The sequence below is a fragment of the Bradyrhizobium sp. CB1015 genome (assembly GCF_025200925.1).
Taxonomy (GTDB): Bacteria; Pseudomonadota; Alphaproteobacteria; order Rhizobiales; family Xanthobacteraceae; genus Bradyrhizobium.
Window position 1 is genome coordinate 3497772 of the sequence record NZ_CP104174.1, and the last position, 14080, is coordinate 3511851.

Here is a 14080-nt window from a genome sequence, read left to right on the forward strand (position 1 = left end):
TGCGAAGGGGGGCAGCCGAAATGAAGCGGAAGGTCTTGCTCGGAATTGTGGCTGCAGCTTTGCTGGTCTCGGCGCCATCGCGTGCCACGCTGTTGATCACGGAAGAGGAAGCCAAGCTGCCGCCTCCTAAGGGAGCGGTTGCCGTCGAACAGCGCGGCATCCTGCGTGGTCCGAAGGTCGAGTTCGTCTCGCCGGGCGACGCGGCGAGCTCGCCGCTGCGGCTGGTGTTGAAATTTCAGTCCTATGGCGGGGCAAAGATCGACCCGGACTCGGTCAAGGTGATCTTTCTCCGCACGCCGAATGTCGACCTGACCCCCAGGGTCAAGCCCTTCGTGCAGCCTGACGGCATCAACATGCAGGATGCCGAGCTGCCGCCCGGCGAATACACGGTGCGCGTCGATATCAAGGACAGCGATGGCCGGCCGGGCACGACCGTCTTCACCCTGAAGGTTGCGCCGAAGTGAGCTGCCCTTACTGCCGGTCCGAAACTGCCGAGGGTGCGCTGGTTTGCGCCTCGTGCGGGCGCGACATCGCCGTTCCCGCCACGCTGCTTGCCGAGCGCGACGATCTCTTGCGCAAGCGCGAGGATCTGCGCGATGAACTGAAACGGGCCAGAGACGAGATCGAAACGATCATGAGACGAAGGAAGTCGCGCTAGCGATGGAGTGCCCGTTCTGCGCCGAGACGATCAAGGACGAAGCCATCGCGTGCAAGCATTGCTCGCGGGACTTGCGCGTCGTACGGCCGACGCTTCTCGAGATCGACGAGATCGTTGCCGAGCTGGACAAGCTCAGGCGCGATCTCGATCGCGTCAACGTCCGTCTCGAGCGCTACAACAATCCGTTGCGCTACTACGGAACGCATGCGGTGCTCTATGTCGCGATTCCATCCCTGCTGCTGGTGATCGCGCATGTGCTTGTGACCATCACCTTCAACCTGTCGCCGATCCCGCTTCGGATCGCGTCGATCGCCGTACCGCTCTTGTTCGGATTCGTTGCCTATCCGCTGCACCGGGTCTACGTCCTGACGGCCTTCGTGCTCGCGTTTCTCACCGCGAGTGTCAGCATCCTGGCGATGCTGACGATCACCGGGATCCACGATCACGTTCCGATCCTTCCAGCGGTATGGATCGAATGGCGTGAGGTGTTCGAATATGGCGCCAGTATCCTGCTCGCCTTCGTCTCGGGTAACATTCTCAGCGTCGTGATCTTCCAGATATTGCCGCGCGTGCTGACCCAGGGCGGCAAGCCGAACGCGTTCGCCTTCCGCATGGCGCGTCTATTGGGCCAGCATGTCGGCGAGGAGCAGCTGCGCCGTCGCGCCCGCTTGATCCAGGATCTCATGCAGACAGTGGGACCACTGGCCGGCGTTGCCGCGACCGCTGTCGGCTCGATCTATGCCGGCTTGAAGGGCTTGCTGGGATAGCTCAACTGCATCTCAGGCGCGCTTACCAGGCTATCGCGCTTCCACTACTTCGCCGTCTTCCTTCACGAAACGGCCGACCGGAGCGTCCAGGAGCTCGATCACGGCTTCCGACGGCCGGCACAAGCGCGTGCCCTTGGGCGTCACCACGATCGGACGGTTGATGAGAATCGGATGGGCGATCATGAAGTCGAGGAGCTGGTCGTCGCTCCATTTGGGATCGTCCAGGCCGAGCTCCTTGTAAGGCGTTCCCTTCTCGCGCAGCAGCGCGCGGACCGGAATCCCCATGGCCGCGATCAGCTCCTTGAGCTTGTCCCGCGAGGGCGGCGTCCTGAGATATTCGACGACGACGGGCTCGACGCCGCTCTGCCGGATCATCGCCAGCGTGTTGCGCGAGGTGCCGCAGGCGGGGTTGTGATAGATCGTGACGGTCATCGAACTGTCTCCGTGATTGCGACCGAGGCGGACGCGCGTGAGCGTCCGAGCAGCCAGTTCATCAGCAGCATGCCGGCGAACGCTCCGCACAGCTCGGCAATGATGAAGCCGGGCAGGTCGGCGGGACGAATCCCCGAGAACGTGTTGGTCAGGGACCTCGCAATGGCCACGGCCGGATTGGCAAACGAGGTGGAGGCCGTGAACCAATAGGCCGCGGTGATGTAGAGGCCCACCAGCCAAGGCACGGCCGTCCGCTGAAACCGGATGCCGGCCAGGATCGTCGCGACCAGCCCGAACGCGGCCACCGCTTCGGCGAACCATTGCGGCCCTCCGGTTCGGACCTTCGTCGAGAGGTCGAGCAGCGGCAGGCCGAACATCAGATGCGCCACCACCGTTCCCGCAATGCCGCCGGCGATCTGCGCAACAATATAGAACGCAGCCTCGTATCCCGGCAGCTCGCGCCGGCCGGTGAAGACGAGCGTCACTGCGGGATTGAAGTGTGCGCCGGAGATCGGGCCGAGCACCGTGATCAGGACGACCAGGATGGCGCCGGTCGGCAAGGTGTTGCAGAGCAGCGCAAGCGCGACGTCCTTGGTCAGCGTTTCCGCCATGATGCCGGAGCCGACCACGGTGGCGACGAGAATACCCGTGCCGAGCGCTTCGGCCGCGAGGCGCCGCGAGAGATCGAAATTGTCCATCAGCCGACTCGCTCCTTTCGTTTTGGCGAGCAGCACGATTGCAAGGTCTCGACGACGGGGTCGCAAACTTCCGGCCGTCCGCCGCAGCAATCGCGCAGCAGGAAGACCGCGACGTCGCGAAATTCGCCGAGGTTGGCGCGATAGACGATCGAGCGGCTATGCCGTTCGGAAGACACGAGGCGGGCGCGGCTCAGAATCGACAGATGCGCCGACAGCGTGTTTTGCGGGACTTCCAAGAGGCGGGCTAGATCGCCGGCCGCAAGACCCTCAGGTTCGTGCCTGACCAGCGTCCGGAACGCCTCCAGACGGGTCGGTTGAGATAGCGCGGCGAGCGCCAGAACGGCTTGCTCTGCTTCCATATATCCAGATTTATGGAATTATTGGGGCCTAGTCAATCGGAAACCTCCGGCATGGCGCGAGCTAAAATTTCGAATATTCTAGAAATATCGTTTGACGGTCGCTATGCACGGGCGCATTGTGGCGCTCATGAAGATCGACGACGCAGCAGCACGCCTGGAAGCCCTCGGAAATCGGACCCGCCTGCAGATTTATCGTGCGCTGGTTCGGGCCGGGCACGCAGGCATGCCGGTCGGCCGCCTGCAGGACAAGCTGAAGATCCCGGCGTCGACGCTGTCGCACCACATTAAGACGCTGGTCGCGGTCGAACTGGTCAGTCAGAGCAGGGAATCGACGACCCTGATCTGTCGCGCCAATTTCGACGCCATGCGCGGGCTGGTCGACTTCCTGGCCTCGGAGTGCTGTGCGGAAGAAGCGGGATGCAAGACTGCGCAGACCGCAGCCTGATTCATTTGACCATTTATTCCATAATTCTAGAAGGATGGAGATTTCGAAATGGACAAGACGGTAGCGATCATCGGGGCGGGGCCGGTCGGCCTCGCAGCCGCCGCTCATGTGCTCGAACGCGGCATGTCCCCTGTCGTGCTCGAAGCCGGACCCGAGGCCGGGCATGCGGTGCGGCAATGGCAGCACGTCCAGCTCTTCTCGCCGTGGGAATACAACGTCGACAAGGCCGCGGCGGGTCTGCTTGCGCCGACGGGATGGAATTCGCCGGACCCGAGCTCCTATCCGACGGGCGGCGAACTGATCGACCGCTATCTCGCGCCGCTGGCGACGCGAACGCCGCTGCGCGAGACGATCCGGACCTCGAGCCGCGTCACGGCGATCAGCCGCGCCGGCTTCGACAAGGCGAAGACCAAGGGGCGAGGCCGAGCGCCGTTCGAAATCCGCTACCGGAACGGCAAAGGCGACGAGGTGCTGCGCGCCGATGCCGTCATCGACATCTCCGGCACGTGGTTCTCGCCCAATCCCGCCGGCAGCGACGGTCTGCCGGCGTTCGGCGAACGCGAATGCGCCGGCCGCATCGCCTATGGCATGCCGGCCGTGCGCGGCTCCGCTCGCGGCAGATATGCGGGCAAGACCGTGGCCGTGCTCGGTGCCGGCCATTCCGCGCTGGGCACGCTGATCGATCTCGCGCAGCTCGCCGAGGAGGCGCCCGGCACCAGGCCCGTTTGGCTGTTGCGCGGCGACGACCCGGCAAAGGCCTTTGGCGGCGGCCGCAACGACAAGCTTGCGGCGCGCGGCGAGCTGGGCGCAGCCTTCGCCGCGCTCGTGACCGCCGGAAAGATCGCGGTCGAGACCGGCTTCGGCGTCACTCACATTTCGGAGCGCGAAGGCCGCCTCAGGATTTCGGCAGGCGCCGGCTCTGCTGCGCGGAGTGTCGTTGCCGATGAGCTGGTGGTGTCGACCGGCTTCCGGCCCGATCTCTCGTTCCTGTCAGAGCTGCGGCTGCGGCTCGATCCGGCGATCGAGGCGCCCCTCGCGCTCGCGCCGCTCATCGACCCCAACGAGCATAGCTGCGGAACGGTGCGGCCTCACGGCGCGCGCGAGCTGGCGCATGATGAGCCGGGCTTCTATCTTGCCGGCATGAAATCCTACGGCCGGGCGCCGACTTTCCTGATGATGACCGGCTACGAGCAGGTCCGCTCGATCGTCGCCGACATCGCCGGCGACAAGAAGGCCGCGGCACGGGTCGAGCTCGTGCTGCCGGAGACCGGCGTCTGCACACGCGGCAGCGTGGCGTCCGCCGCCGCGGCGGGATGCTGCGGCGGCCCGGCCAAGGCCGAACCCTCCAAGGCCGAACCCTCCAAGGCCGAACCCTCCAAGGCCGAACCCTCGGCCTGCTGTGCCGCCGATGAATCCGCCAGGAAAGCGGGCGGTGCGGGGTGCGGTTGCTCATGAGCCGAGGCACTGCCGGCCCGCTCACCGTCGTCGTCGCGCTCGGCACCGCGCAGACCATCGCGTGGGCGTCGAGCTACTATCTTCCTGCGATCCTGGCCGCGCCGATCGCGGGCGATCTCGGTCTTGCGCCGACTTACGTGTTCGGCGCGTTGTCGGGAGCGCTCATCATCTCCGGCCTGATTGGTCCGAGAGTTGGGCACGCCATCGATACGTTCGGTGGGCGCAGCCTGCTTGCCGTCTCGAACCTCGTTTTGGCGGCTGGCTTGCTGCTGCTGTCCGTGGCCTATGGCGTAGCGGTGCTGATCACAGCCTGGGTCCTGCTCGGGATCGGCATGGGCATGGGCCTCTATGAAGCCGCCTTCGCGACGCTTGCGCGCATTTACGGCGCCAATGCGCGACGAACGATCACCGGCATCACCCTGATCGCCGGTTTCGCCAGCACACTCGGCTGGCCGCTCACGACCTGGCTCGCCACGGAGTACGGCTGGCGCGCGGCCTGCCAGCTATGGGCGGTGATCCACATCGGCCTTGCCTTGCCGCTCAACCTTTCGCTGCCCCGTGCCGCTCCACTGAATCAGGAGGCCGGTCCGAGCACGGGCGCAAGCCAGCAATCCGGCGGTCAGAGCGAAACCTTCGCAATGATGCTGCTGGCGTACATGTTTGCGGCCGCGAGTTTTGTCAGCTCCGGAGTCTCGGCCATTCTGCCCACCATGCTGGTTGCGTTCGGCGCCACGCCGGCACAGGCGTTGCTGGCGGGAGCATTGGTCGGACCCGCGCAAGTCGGCGCCCGTCTTCTGGAAGCAGGATGGCTTGGCCGGTTTCATCCGCTGCTGTCGGCGAGGCTCGCCATGCTCATGAATCCGATCGGGGTGCTTGCGCTGGTCGCGGGCGGCCCTTTGCTCGCACCGGTGTTCACGGTGCTGTATGGCGCCGGTAACGGCATCATCACCATTGCCCGCGGGACGCTGCCGTTGGCGCTGTTTGGGCCCGTAGGTTTCGGCAGGCGGGTCGGGATGATTTCGGTGCCTTCGAGGGCAACGGGCGCTTTCGCGCCCCTTGCGCTGGGATTGATGGTGGAGCATCTCGGCAGCAGCGCGCTCTGGATCGGCGCGCTGGCCTCGGTCTCTGCGTTCTTCGCGCTTCTGCTGCTTCGTGGGGATCAGACGACATGAGTCCCCGTCCGATGGGAGGAGAACATTCGTAGCTTGCGCGGCTGGCCGCTGATCGCGGTGATGTGTATCGGCCAGCTCGGCAATCTGCTGCCGCACGTGACGTTGTCCGCGAACCTCGCCCAGCATCTGATGCCGGCGTGGGGGTTGTCCGCCGCCGAGGGCGGGATGATGGCGAGCGGCTACGCCTTTGGCTACATGCTGGCGGTGCCCGTGCTCACGACGCTGACCGATCGCATCGACGCACGGCTCGTGCTCCTCGGCGGCTCTGTCGTCAGCGGACTCGCGACCGTCGCGTTTGGCATCTTCGCGCAAGGCTTCTGGTCGGGGACCATCATCTGGTCGCTCGCCGGCCTTGGTTTTGCCGGTGCCTACATGCCCGGGCTCAAGGCACTGACGGACCGGTTGCCCGCCGGCGACACCTCGCGGGCGGTCACGCTCTACACGTCGAGCTTCTCGGTGGGCGTCGGCCTGTCGTTCCTGATCGCGCAAGTCCTCGCCGACGGCTGGGGATGGCGGACCGCGTTTTACGTGACCGGCATCGGTCCGATCGCGATGGTGGTGGCGTGTCTCTTGATCGAGAGCCGCAGTCCCGCTCCAAGGCCAGGACGCCTGTTGAACTTTGCGCCCGTTTTCGCCAACCGCGAGGCATTAGGTTACATCTTCGGCTATGGCGCGCACTGCTTCGAGCTCTACGGCATTCGCACCTGGCTGGTGGGCTTCTGGACCTACGTCGTCGCGCATCAGGGCGCGCCCTCATGGCTGAGCCCGGTCCTGATGAGCTTCTGTTTTGCAGTGATCTCCATGCCGGCCAGCATCCTCGGTAACGAGGCCGCACTGAAGTTCGGACGACATCGGGCGATCACGGTAGTGATGATCGCTTCGGCCTGCGTTGCGCTCGTCATCGGCCTGAATGCGACGGCTCCGGCATGGGTGCTGGCGCTGCTGCTGATGATCTATGGCCTGACGGTGCCGGCGGATTCCGGTGCGTTGACGGCCGGCATGTCGGCTGCAGCAGTCCCGGAGCATCGCGGGGCGACTCTGGCCCTGCATTCGACCGTCGGGTTCGGCCTGTCGGCGATGGGCGCCTGGGGAACCGGGGTTGCCCTCGATGCCGCTGGTGGCCCCCAGAGTGCGGAGGGCTGGTTGCTGGCCTTCATCGTGCTCGCGGCCGGGATCGCACTCGGCCCGCTCGCGTTGCTATGGTCGCGGACGGCCCCGTCCGACGAGCTGGTATCGAGGTCGCAATAGGCGAGGCAGGATGCGGGCGATCGGCCTGACAGGCCTCGGAGCCTTGGTCACGAATGCTTGACCCCGATCAAAGAATGCTTTCGGCCGCAGACTATGTTACTCAGGCTGCGTTGCGGTTCCAAAAGGTTTCCAAGAGGTTAAATCACATCTGATGCGGATCGTGCGGACCATCCTGGCATTCGCCATCGCCATATCCCTGGCGATGCTGCCGGCTGGCGCGTCCGCATCCGACCTTATGATGTCGTCGGGTGACATGCAGGCGGCCATGCAGGTCGGCGGCGAGGCCGATGTGTCGATGGACGATTGTTGTCCCGACATGAAGGGAACGGGCTCCGACAGCGGCTACAAGTGCGGGATGGGCTTCTGCTGTGTCGGCGGTACCGTCGCACTGGCGGACGTTCGCCCCCTGGCTTTCGAATTCGTTGCCGTCGCGGCAGCGGAAACGGCTATTCCCGCCGATCAGGTCGTCGCCTCACGCGGCGGCAGTCCTCCCTTCCGGCCTCCTCGAATCTGATCTCTCCAAAGACGCGCGCGGGCAGGCCTGCGCGACGATGACTGATGTGCGCGTTCCTGCGTCACGGTCGAGATCAATTCATGAGGACAGGACAATGCTTTCCAAGTTCAGCACTGCGGCTGTTGCCGCCACCCTTTCGCTCGCCACTTCAGTCGCCCTGGCAGGCGCCGGCGATTACGCTTTCGAGCCGGTCAGTCCCGAGATGAAGAAGGGCGACGACGTCACGCTCGCCGTTCGCCTGACCAACAAGCAGACCGGCAAGCCGGTGCCGGACGCCGTCATCTTCAAGACGCGCGTCGACATGGCTCCGGACGGCATGGCCGAGATGGAATCGGCGGTCGCACCGCTGCCGTCCAAGGAGCCGGGCGTCTACGCCTTCAAGACGGACCTGCCGATGGCCGGCCGCTATCAGGTCACGCTCTCGGCGAAGGTGCAGGGCGAGGCTGAGACGGTCACCGGCAAGGTCATCGTCAAGGCGACCAAGTGAGCTTTCGGGCGCCGCGGGATGGCGCCCGAACTTCTCTTTCCCATTCACATGGACGCGCGCTCCGAGCGCGCGGTATCTGGCGATGAACACGCAGCGTCTTCTCACCGCATTCGCGCTCACCGGCAGCCTCGCTCTGGGCGCCTTCTGGTCCATGAACGACGGACGCTGGTCCGTCCATGCCGAGGTTTCCGCGGCCACGGCAGCGGCGGACCGAACCCCGCTTTACTACCGCGATCCGAGCGGCGCGCCGCTTTGGTCCGCCGGGCCAAAGAAGGATGACCGCGGGCGGGACTATCTGCCGGTCTACGATGACGACAAGGCCGCCCAGGCAGAGCCGAAGCCACCGCAGGCGGCTTCATCGCGCAAGATTCTCTACTACCGCAATCCCATGGGCTTGCCCGACACCTCGCCGGTGCCGAAGAAGGACCCGATGGGGATGAACTATGTCCCCGTCTACGAAGGCGACGACGTCGATGATGGCACGGTGAAGCTGTCGCCCGGCAAGATCCAGCGCAGCGGCGTGAAGTCCGAGCCGGTCGCGCGGCGATCGGTCCGGGTCCTGGTCAAGGCGCCCGGTACGATCCAGTTGGACGAGCGCCGCGTGTCGGTGATCGCGATGCGCACCGAGAGCTTCGTGCAGAAGATCGCGGACGTCACCACCGGCACCCGCGTGAAGGCGGGCCAGCCGCTGATGGAGATCTACAGCTCGGCGGTCGCCTCCGCAGCGGCCGAATATCTCGCGACCATCACCTCCAAGACCGTCGGCGGTGTCGAGATGTACGGCCGGGGCTCGCGGCAACGGCTGGTCAATCTCGACGTCCCCGAGCGAGTGATCGCCGAGATGGAGAAAACGCATGTCGCGCCCGTCACCATCCATTGGTTGGCGCCGCGCGACGGGATCGTGCTCGAGCGCAACGCGATCGAAGGCATGCGCGCCAATACCGGCGACGTGCTGTTCCGCATCGCCGACACCTCGCTGGTCTGGGCGCTGGTCGACGTCGCCGAGCGTGATCTCGGCAACATCGCGCTCGGGCAGTCCGTCGCGGTGCGCGCGCGCAGCTTCCCGGGCCGAAGCTTCACCGGCAAGATCGCGGTGATCTATCCGCAGGTGAACCGCGAAACCCGGACGGTCCGCGTCCGCATCGAGCTCGCCAATCCCGAGGCTATGCTGCTGCCGGACATGTATGTCGATGCCGAGGTCGATACGGCAGATGGCGCGTCGGTCCTGGCGATCCAGGACAGCGCGGTGCTCGACACCGGCACGCGGCAGGCCGTCCTCGTCGACAAGGGGGAAGGGCGCTTCGAGCCGCGGGAGGTGAAGCTCGGCCGGCGCGGCGGCGGCTTTATCGAGGTGCGGGACGGCCTTGCCGAAGGCGAAGCGGTGGTCACATCCGCCAACTTCCTGATCGATGCCGAGAGCAACCTGAAGGCCGCGCTGAAAGGCTTTGCCGAGGCTGCGCCTCAAGCCTCCGATGCCGGCCATGCGATGGGAGATTATAAATGATCGCCCGCATCATCGCCTGGTCGGCGCGCAACCTGCTGCTGGTGCTGTTCGGCACCGGCTTTGCGGCCGCCGCCGGCTTCTACGCGCTGCTTCATCTGCCGCTGGATGCGATCCCCGACCTCTCGGACACCCAGGTCATCGTCTACACCGAATATCCCGGCCAGGCGCCGCAGGTGATCGAGGACCAGGTCACCTATCCCCTGACCACGGCGATGCTGACCGTGCCGAAATCGAAGGTGGTGCGCGGCTTCTCCTTCTTCGGCGTGTCGTTCGTCTACGTGATCTTCGAGGACGGCACCGACATCTATTGGGCGCGCTCGCGCGTGATGGAGTTTTTGAACAGCGCCACATCGCGGCTTCCCGCCGGCGTCACCCCGACCATCGGGCCCGATGCGACCGGCGTCGGCTGGGTCTACCAATACGCCGTGATGTCGAAAGAGTTGAACCTCGCCGACACGCGCACGATCCAGGACTGGAACCTGAAATTCGCGCTGGCCAAGGCCGAAGGCGTCGCCGAAGTCGCCAGCATCGGCGGCTTCGTCAAGCAGTACAACGTGGTGCTCGACCCGCAGCGCATGCGCGACCGCGGCATCAGCATGCAGAAGATCCGGGAGGCGATCCGCGCCAGCAACGCCGATGTCGGCGGCCGCACCGTCGAGCTGTCGGAGTTCGAATACGTCATTCGCGGCAAGGGCTACATCAAGAGCATCAACGATCTCGGCAATATCGTCCTGAAGACGAGCAACGGCACGCCGGTGCTGCTGCGGGACGTCGCCAATGTCGAGCTCGGACCGGACGAGCGGCGCGGCATTGCCGAGCTGAACGGTGAGGGCGAGGTCGCAAGCGGCATCGTGCTGCAGCGCTTCGGCGTCAACGCGCTCGACGTCATCGAGAACGTCAGGAAGCGCTTCAAGGAGATCGCGAGCAGCCTGCCGAAATCGGTCGAGATCGTCCCGGTCTACGACCGCTCGGGCCTGATCTATGCGGCGATCGACACGCTCAAGCACACCTTGTTCGAGGAGAGCATCGTCGTCGCGCTCGTCTGCATCGTGTTCCTGCTCCATGTCCGCAGCGCGCTGGTCGCGATCCTGATGCTGCCGGTCGGCGTGCTGATGGCGTTCGGCGCCATGAAGCTGCTGGGCCTGGGATCGAACATCATGAGCCTCGGCGGCATCGCCATTGCGATCGGCGCCATGGTGGATGCCGCGATCGTCATGATCGAGAACGCGCACAAGCACCTCGAGCGCGCCGAGCCCGGTCAATCGCGCGTTCAGATCCTGATCGATGCGGCATCCGAGGTCGGTCCGGCGCTGTTCTTCAGCCTGCTCATCATCACCGTCTCGTTCATGCCGATTTTCACGCTGGAATCGCAGGAGGGGCGGCTGTTCAGCCCGCTGGCGTTCACGAAGACCTTCGCGATGGCTGCCGCGGCCCTGCTGTCCGTCACTCTGGTGCCCGCACTGATGGTGATCTTCGTCCGCGGCCGGATCGTGCCGGAGAGCAGGAACGTCATCAACCGCTTCCTGATCTGGATCTACCGCCCCGTCATCAAGGGCGTGCTGCGCGCCAAGACGCTGGTGATCCTGGCCTCGCTCGTCGTGCTCGCCGTCACGATCTGGCCGGCGCGGCAGCTCGGCACCGAGTTCATGCCGACGCTGAACGAGGGCACGCTGCTCTACATGCCGACGACGCTGCCGGGCATCTCGGTGACCAAGGCGGCCGAGCTGATGCAGACGCAGGACCGCATCATCAAGTCGTTCCCGGAGGTCTCCTCGGTCTACGGCAAGGCGGGGCGGGCGGCGACCGCGACCGATCCGGCGCCGACCGAGATGTTCGAGACGGTGGTCAGCCTGAAGCCGAAGGAGCTTTGGCGGGCAGGCGTCACCGTCGACAGCCTGATCGCGGAGATGGACAAGGCGCTGCAGTTTCCGGGCGTCTCCAACGCCTGGACCATGCCGATCAAGGCGCGCATCGACATGCTGTCCACCGGCATCCGCACCCCCGTCGGCGTCAAGGTGATGGGCACCGACCTCGTCGAGATCGACCGGTTGGCGAAGCAGGTCGAACGCGTGATCAAGGCGGTCCCGGGCACCGCATCGGCCTACGCCGAGCGCGGCATCGGCGGCTATTATCTCGAGATCGTCCCGGATCGCGAGGCGCTCGCCCGCTATGGCATCCTGATCCAGGACGTCCAGGACACGATTGCGGCCGCGCTCGGCGGCCAGACCGTCACGACGACGGTGGAGGGGCGGCAGCGCTTCACAGTGAACATGCGCTATCCGCGCGACCTGCGCGACAATCCCAAGGCGATCGCCAGCGATATCCTGGTGCCGATGCCCGCGGGCGGCGCGGTGCCGCTCGGCGAGATCGCGAAGGTCGAGCCGGCGCGGGGGCCGACCTCGATCCGGACCGAGAACGGCCAGCTCGCGACCTACGTCTACGTCGACATCCGCGATCGCGACATCGGCAGCTACGTCGCCGATGCGCAACGCGCCGTGGCTGACAGCATCCAGTTCCCGCCGGGATATTACGTGGTCTGGAGCGGCCAGTACGAATATCTCCAGCGCGCCGCGGCGCGCCTCAAGATCGTGGTGCCGGTGACTCTGACGATCATCTTCCTGCTGCTATACCTGAACTTCAGGGCCATGACCGAAACCCTGATCGTGATGCTGTCGCTGCCCTTCGCCCTGGTCGGCGGCATCTGGATGATGTGGTGGCTCGGCTTCAACATGTCCGTCGCCGTTGCCGTCGGCTTCATCGCGCTCGCCGGCGTCGCCGCCGAGACCGGCGTCGTGATGCTGATCTACCTCGAGCATGCCCTGGCCGAGATGAAGGCGACGTGCAGCGCCGAAGGCAGGGGCCTCACCCGGCAGGATCTCCACGAGGCCATCATGGTGGGCGCGGTCGAGCGCGTCCGTCCCAAGATGATGACGGTTGTGGCCATCATGGCGGGCCTGCTGCCGATCATGTGGAGCACCGGAACCGGGTCGGAGATCATGCAGCGCATCGCGGTGCCGATGATTGGCGGCATGATTTCGTCGACGCTGCTGACGCTGATCGTGATCCCGGCGATCTTCGGGTTGGTGAAGGGCGTCCGCCTGCCGCCGAAGCGCGAGGACAAGGCGCCATCGACCGAGACGCCAAAGCCGGTCGGCGCCAGATTGCGCGTCGTGGAGCCGGCCGGGTGATGCGAGCCATGATGCACGATCATGTGTTGGGGCGCCGGAATAACAGCGAAAGGAAGCCGAAGATGAAGCAACGCGCCTATTTGATGACCCGCCGGTCCCTTGTCGGGCTGATCGCGGCGGCAGCTTTTGCAAGGCCCGCCGCGGCGGCGTCCGACGCAGCGACGGTCACGGTGCACCGGGATCCGAGCTGCGGCTGCTGCGCCGGCTGGGTGCAGCATCTGCGGGATGCCGGATTTTCCGTCCAGGTGGAGGAGACCCCCGACCTCGACCCGATCCGGGCGCGTCTCGGCATCCCCGCGAACCTGGTCGCGTGTCACACGGCGGAGGTCGCCGGTTATGTCGTCGAGGGGCACGTGCCGGCTGCGGCCGTGCGGCGCCTCCTCTCCGAGCGTCCAAGCGCGAAGGGGATAGCCGTGCCGGGCATGCCGGTCGGCTCGCCCGGGATGGAAGGCGGCAAGCCGCAGCGCTACGAGGTCGTGCTGTTCGGTGCCGACGGTCAGAAGCCGTTCATGCGCTTCATCGGCGCGGAGGCGATTGATTGAGGGCCCTTGGTGAAGGCGCGCTCCCATTTTCCGGCATCAATGATGCGCCGGGCTGTGCGGGGACACGGGCGACGGTGCTGCGCGATGCCTAGCCGCCGCTATGGCTGCGGCGGATAGCGCTCGAACGCCGGCAGTTCGTGCGCATGCTCCATCCAGCGCAGTCGCTCGGCGACCTGGATCTGCATCGTGGCAGGCACCGCCTCGGGATCGTCGTAGGTCGCGCTCTGGATGTCGATGATCCCCGGCATCATGTTGGCATTGACGTAGAACAGTCCGGTTCCGCAGTCGCCGCAAAAGTGCCGCCGCCCGTGTTCCGAGGAGCGGTACACTTTCGGCTCGCCCTTGGTTACCTTGACGGCGCCATCCGGGTACATCGTCCAGCCGACGACCGGAGCGCCGGCGTGAAGCCGGCAATCGCGGCAGTGGCAAAGCGCGTGCACGATCGCCTCGCCCTCGACCTCGTAGCGGATTGCACCACAGTGACAGCCGCCGGTGATGGTGCTCATGCGTTCCTCCGATCGAAGACGAGTTTTCAAATCGATAGCTCTCGCGCCTGGTGGCTTCAACAACGCAGTCAATTTGCGGTTGCGTCGTACTGTCGCCTGACAGCT

15 protein-coding genes are annotated in these 14080 nt (G+C 65.6%); 11 read left to right on the forward strand and 4 right to left on the reverse strand.

Going from position 1 to position 14080, the window contains the following annotated elements:
* Positions 1-20: 20 nt before the first annotated feature.
* Positions 21-464: a hypothetical protein gene (locus N2604_RS15960; RefSeq protein WP_260375574.1), complete on the forward strand. Its 444-nt coding sequence runs from the start codon at positions 21-23 to the stop codon at positions 462-464.
* Positions 465-660: 196 nt separating this feature from the next.
* On the forward strand, positions 661-1425 hold the full coding sequence (locus N2604_RS15965; protein ID WP_260375575.1) for a hypothetical protein: 765 nt from the start codon (positions 661-663) through the stop codon (positions 1423-1425).
* Positions 1426-1455: 30 nt separating this feature from the next.
* On the opposite strand, the gene arsC is transcribed toward N2604_RS15965, so the two are convergent.
* From arsC to N2604_RS15980, 3 genes are read right to left on the reverse strand one after another with little or no spacing between them, the layout of a single operon-like run.
* Positions 1456-1857 (reverse strand): arsenate reductase (glutaredoxin), encoded by a 402-nt coding sequence (arsC, locus tag N2604_RS15970; protein WP_260375576.1) that lies wholly within the window; start codon positions 1855-1857, stop codon positions 1456-1458.
* Entirely contained in the window at positions 1854-2555 is a 702-nt protein-coding gene (locus N2604_RS15975; protein WP_260375577.1) for an MIP/aquaporin family protein, read from the reverse strand. Before N2604_RS15975 ends, arsC begins: the two co-directional genes overlap by 4 nt.
* Positions 2555-2914, reverse strand: a complete 360-nt coding sequence (locus tag N2604_RS15980; RefSeq protein ID WP_260375578.1) for a helix-turn-helix transcriptional regulator — start codon at positions 2912-2914, stop codon at positions 2555-2557. The genes N2604_RS15975 and N2604_RS15980 overlap by 1 nt, the downstream gene beginning before the upstream one ends.
* A gap of 127 nt (positions 2915-3041) precedes the next feature.
* Between N2604_RS15980 and N2604_RS15985 the strand changes: the two genes are divergently transcribed.
* The 9 genes from N2604_RS15985 to N2604_RS16025 all read left to right on the forward strand — a co-directional run bounded on the left by N2604_RS15985 (position 3042) and on the right by N2604_RS16025 (position 13469).
* Positions 3042-3359 (forward strand): helix-turn-helix transcriptional regulator, encoded by a 318-nt coding sequence (locus N2604_RS15985; RefSeq protein WP_260375579.1) that lies wholly within the window; start codon positions 3042-3044, stop codon positions 3357-3359.
* Between the two features lie 48 nt (positions 3360-3407).
* Complete coding sequence (locus N2604_RS15990) at positions 3408-4814, forward strand: NAD(P)-binding domain-containing protein (protein ID WP_260375580.1); 1407 nt, start codon at positions 3408-3410, stop codon at positions 4812-4814.
* The gene (locus N2604_RS15995; protein ID WP_260375581.1) at positions 4811-5986 is read left to right on the forward strand and encodes an MFS transporter; all 1176 of its coding nucleotides are present in this window, start codon (positions 4811-4813) and stop codon (positions 5984-5986) included. Before N2604_RS15990 ends, N2604_RS15995 begins: the two co-directional genes overlap by 4 nt.
* A 60-nt stretch (positions 5987-6046) precedes the next feature.
* The gene (locus N2604_RS16000) at positions 6047-7234 is read left to right on the forward strand and encodes an MFS transporter (RefSeq protein ID WP_260376231.1); all 1188 of its coding nucleotides are present in this window, start codon (positions 6047-6049) and stop codon (positions 7232-7234) included.
* Between the two features lie 151 nt (positions 7235-7385).
* Complete coding sequence (locus N2604_RS16005) at positions 7386-7748, forward strand: hypothetical protein (RefSeq protein WP_260375582.1); 363 nt, start codon at positions 7386-7388, stop codon at positions 7746-7748.
* 94 nt (positions 7749-7842) lie between these two features.
* Positions 7843-8235: a FixH family protein gene (locus N2604_RS16010; protein ID WP_260375583.1), complete on the forward strand. Its 393-nt coding sequence runs from the start codon at positions 7843-7845 to the stop codon at positions 8233-8235.
* 82 nt (positions 8236-8317) lie between these two features.
* Positions 8318-9739 (forward strand): efflux RND transporter periplasmic adaptor subunit, encoded by a 1422-nt coding sequence (locus N2604_RS16015; RefSeq protein WP_260375584.1) that lies wholly within the window; start codon positions 8318-8320, stop codon positions 9737-9739.
* The gene (locus tag N2604_RS16020) at positions 9736-12927 is read left to right on the forward strand and encodes an efflux RND transporter permease subunit (RefSeq protein ID WP_260375585.1); all 3192 of its coding nucleotides are present in this window, start codon (positions 9736-9738) and stop codon (positions 12925-12927) included. The genes N2604_RS16015 and N2604_RS16020 overlap by 4 nt, the downstream gene beginning before the upstream one ends.
* Before the next feature lie 62 nt (positions 12928-12989).
* The gene (locus N2604_RS16025; protein WP_260375586.1) at positions 12990-13469 is read left to right on the forward strand and encodes a DUF411 domain-containing protein; all 480 of its coding nucleotides are present in this window, start codon (positions 12990-12992) and stop codon (positions 13467-13469) included.
* Positions 13470-13567: 98 nt separating this feature from the next.
* Here the strand turns inward: N2604_RS16025 and N2604_RS16030 are convergent, their stop codons facing one another.
* Complete coding sequence (locus tag N2604_RS16030; protein ID WP_260375587.1) at positions 13568-13975, reverse strand: GFA family protein; 408 nt, start codon at positions 13973-13975, stop codon at positions 13568-13570.
* Between the last annotated feature and the right edge of the window lie 105 nt (positions 13976-14080).

What these genes read in the sequence shown, in the direction of transcription:
- N2604_RS15960 (WP_260375574.1), top strand. Translation starts at nt 21, where the DNA reads ATGAAGCGGAAGGTCTTGCTCGGAATTGTGGCTGCAGCTTTGCTGGTC.
- N2604_RS15965 (WP_260375575.1), top strand. Translation starts at nt 661, where the DNA reads ATGGAGTGCCCGTTCTGCGCCGAGACGATCAAGGACGAAGCCATCGCG.
- arsC (WP_260375576.1), bottom strand. Translation starts at nt 1,857, where the DNA reads ATGACCGTCACGATCTATCACAACCCCGCCTGCGGCACCTCGCGCAAC.
- N2604_RS15975 (WP_260375577.1), bottom strand. Translation starts at nt 2,555, where the DNA reads ATGGACAATTTCGATCTCTCGCGGCGCCTCGCGGCCGAAGCGCTCGGC.
- N2604_RS15980 (WP_260375578.1), bottom strand. Translation starts at nt 2,914, where the DNA reads ATGGAAGCAGAGCAAGCCGTTCTGGCGCTCGCCGCGCTATCTCAACCG.
- N2604_RS15985 (WP_260375579.1), top strand. Translation starts at nt 3,042, where the DNA reads ATGAAGATCGACGACGCAGCAGCACGCCTGGAAGCCCTCGGAAATCGG.
- N2604_RS15990 (WP_260375580.1), top strand. Translation starts at nt 3,408, where the DNA reads ATGGACAAGACGGTAGCGATCATCGGGGCGGGGCCGGTCGGCCTCGCA.
- N2604_RS15995 (WP_260375581.1), top strand. Translation starts at nt 4,811, where the DNA reads ATGAGCCGAGGCACTGCCGGCCCGCTCACCGTCGTCGTCGCGCTCGGC.
- N2604_RS16000 (WP_260376231.1), top strand. Translation starts at nt 6,047, where the DNA reads ATGTGTATCGGCCAGCTCGGCAATCTGCTGCCGCACGTGACGTTGTCC.
- N2604_RS16005 (WP_260375582.1), top strand. Translation starts at nt 7,386, where the DNA reads ATGCGGATCGTGCGGACCATCCTGGCATTCGCCATCGCCATATCCCTG.
- N2604_RS16010 (WP_260375583.1), top strand. Translation starts at nt 7,843, where the DNA reads ATGCTTTCCAAGTTCAGCACTGCGGCTGTTGCCGCCACCCTTTCGCTC.
- N2604_RS16015 (WP_260375584.1), top strand. Translation starts at nt 8,318, where the DNA reads ATGAACACGCAGCGTCTTCTCACCGCATTCGCGCTCACCGGCAGCCTC.
- N2604_RS16020 (WP_260375585.1), top strand. Translation starts at nt 9,736, where the DNA reads ATGATCGCCCGCATCATCGCCTGGTCGGCGCGCAACCTGCTGCTGGTG.
- N2604_RS16025 (WP_260375586.1), top strand. Translation starts at nt 12,990, where the DNA reads ATGAAGCAACGCGCCTATTTGATGACCCGCCGGTCCCTTGTCGGGCTG.
- N2604_RS16030 (WP_260375587.1), bottom strand. Translation starts at nt 13,975, where the DNA reads ATGAGCACCATCACCGGCGGCTGTCACTGTGGTGCAATCCGCTACGAG.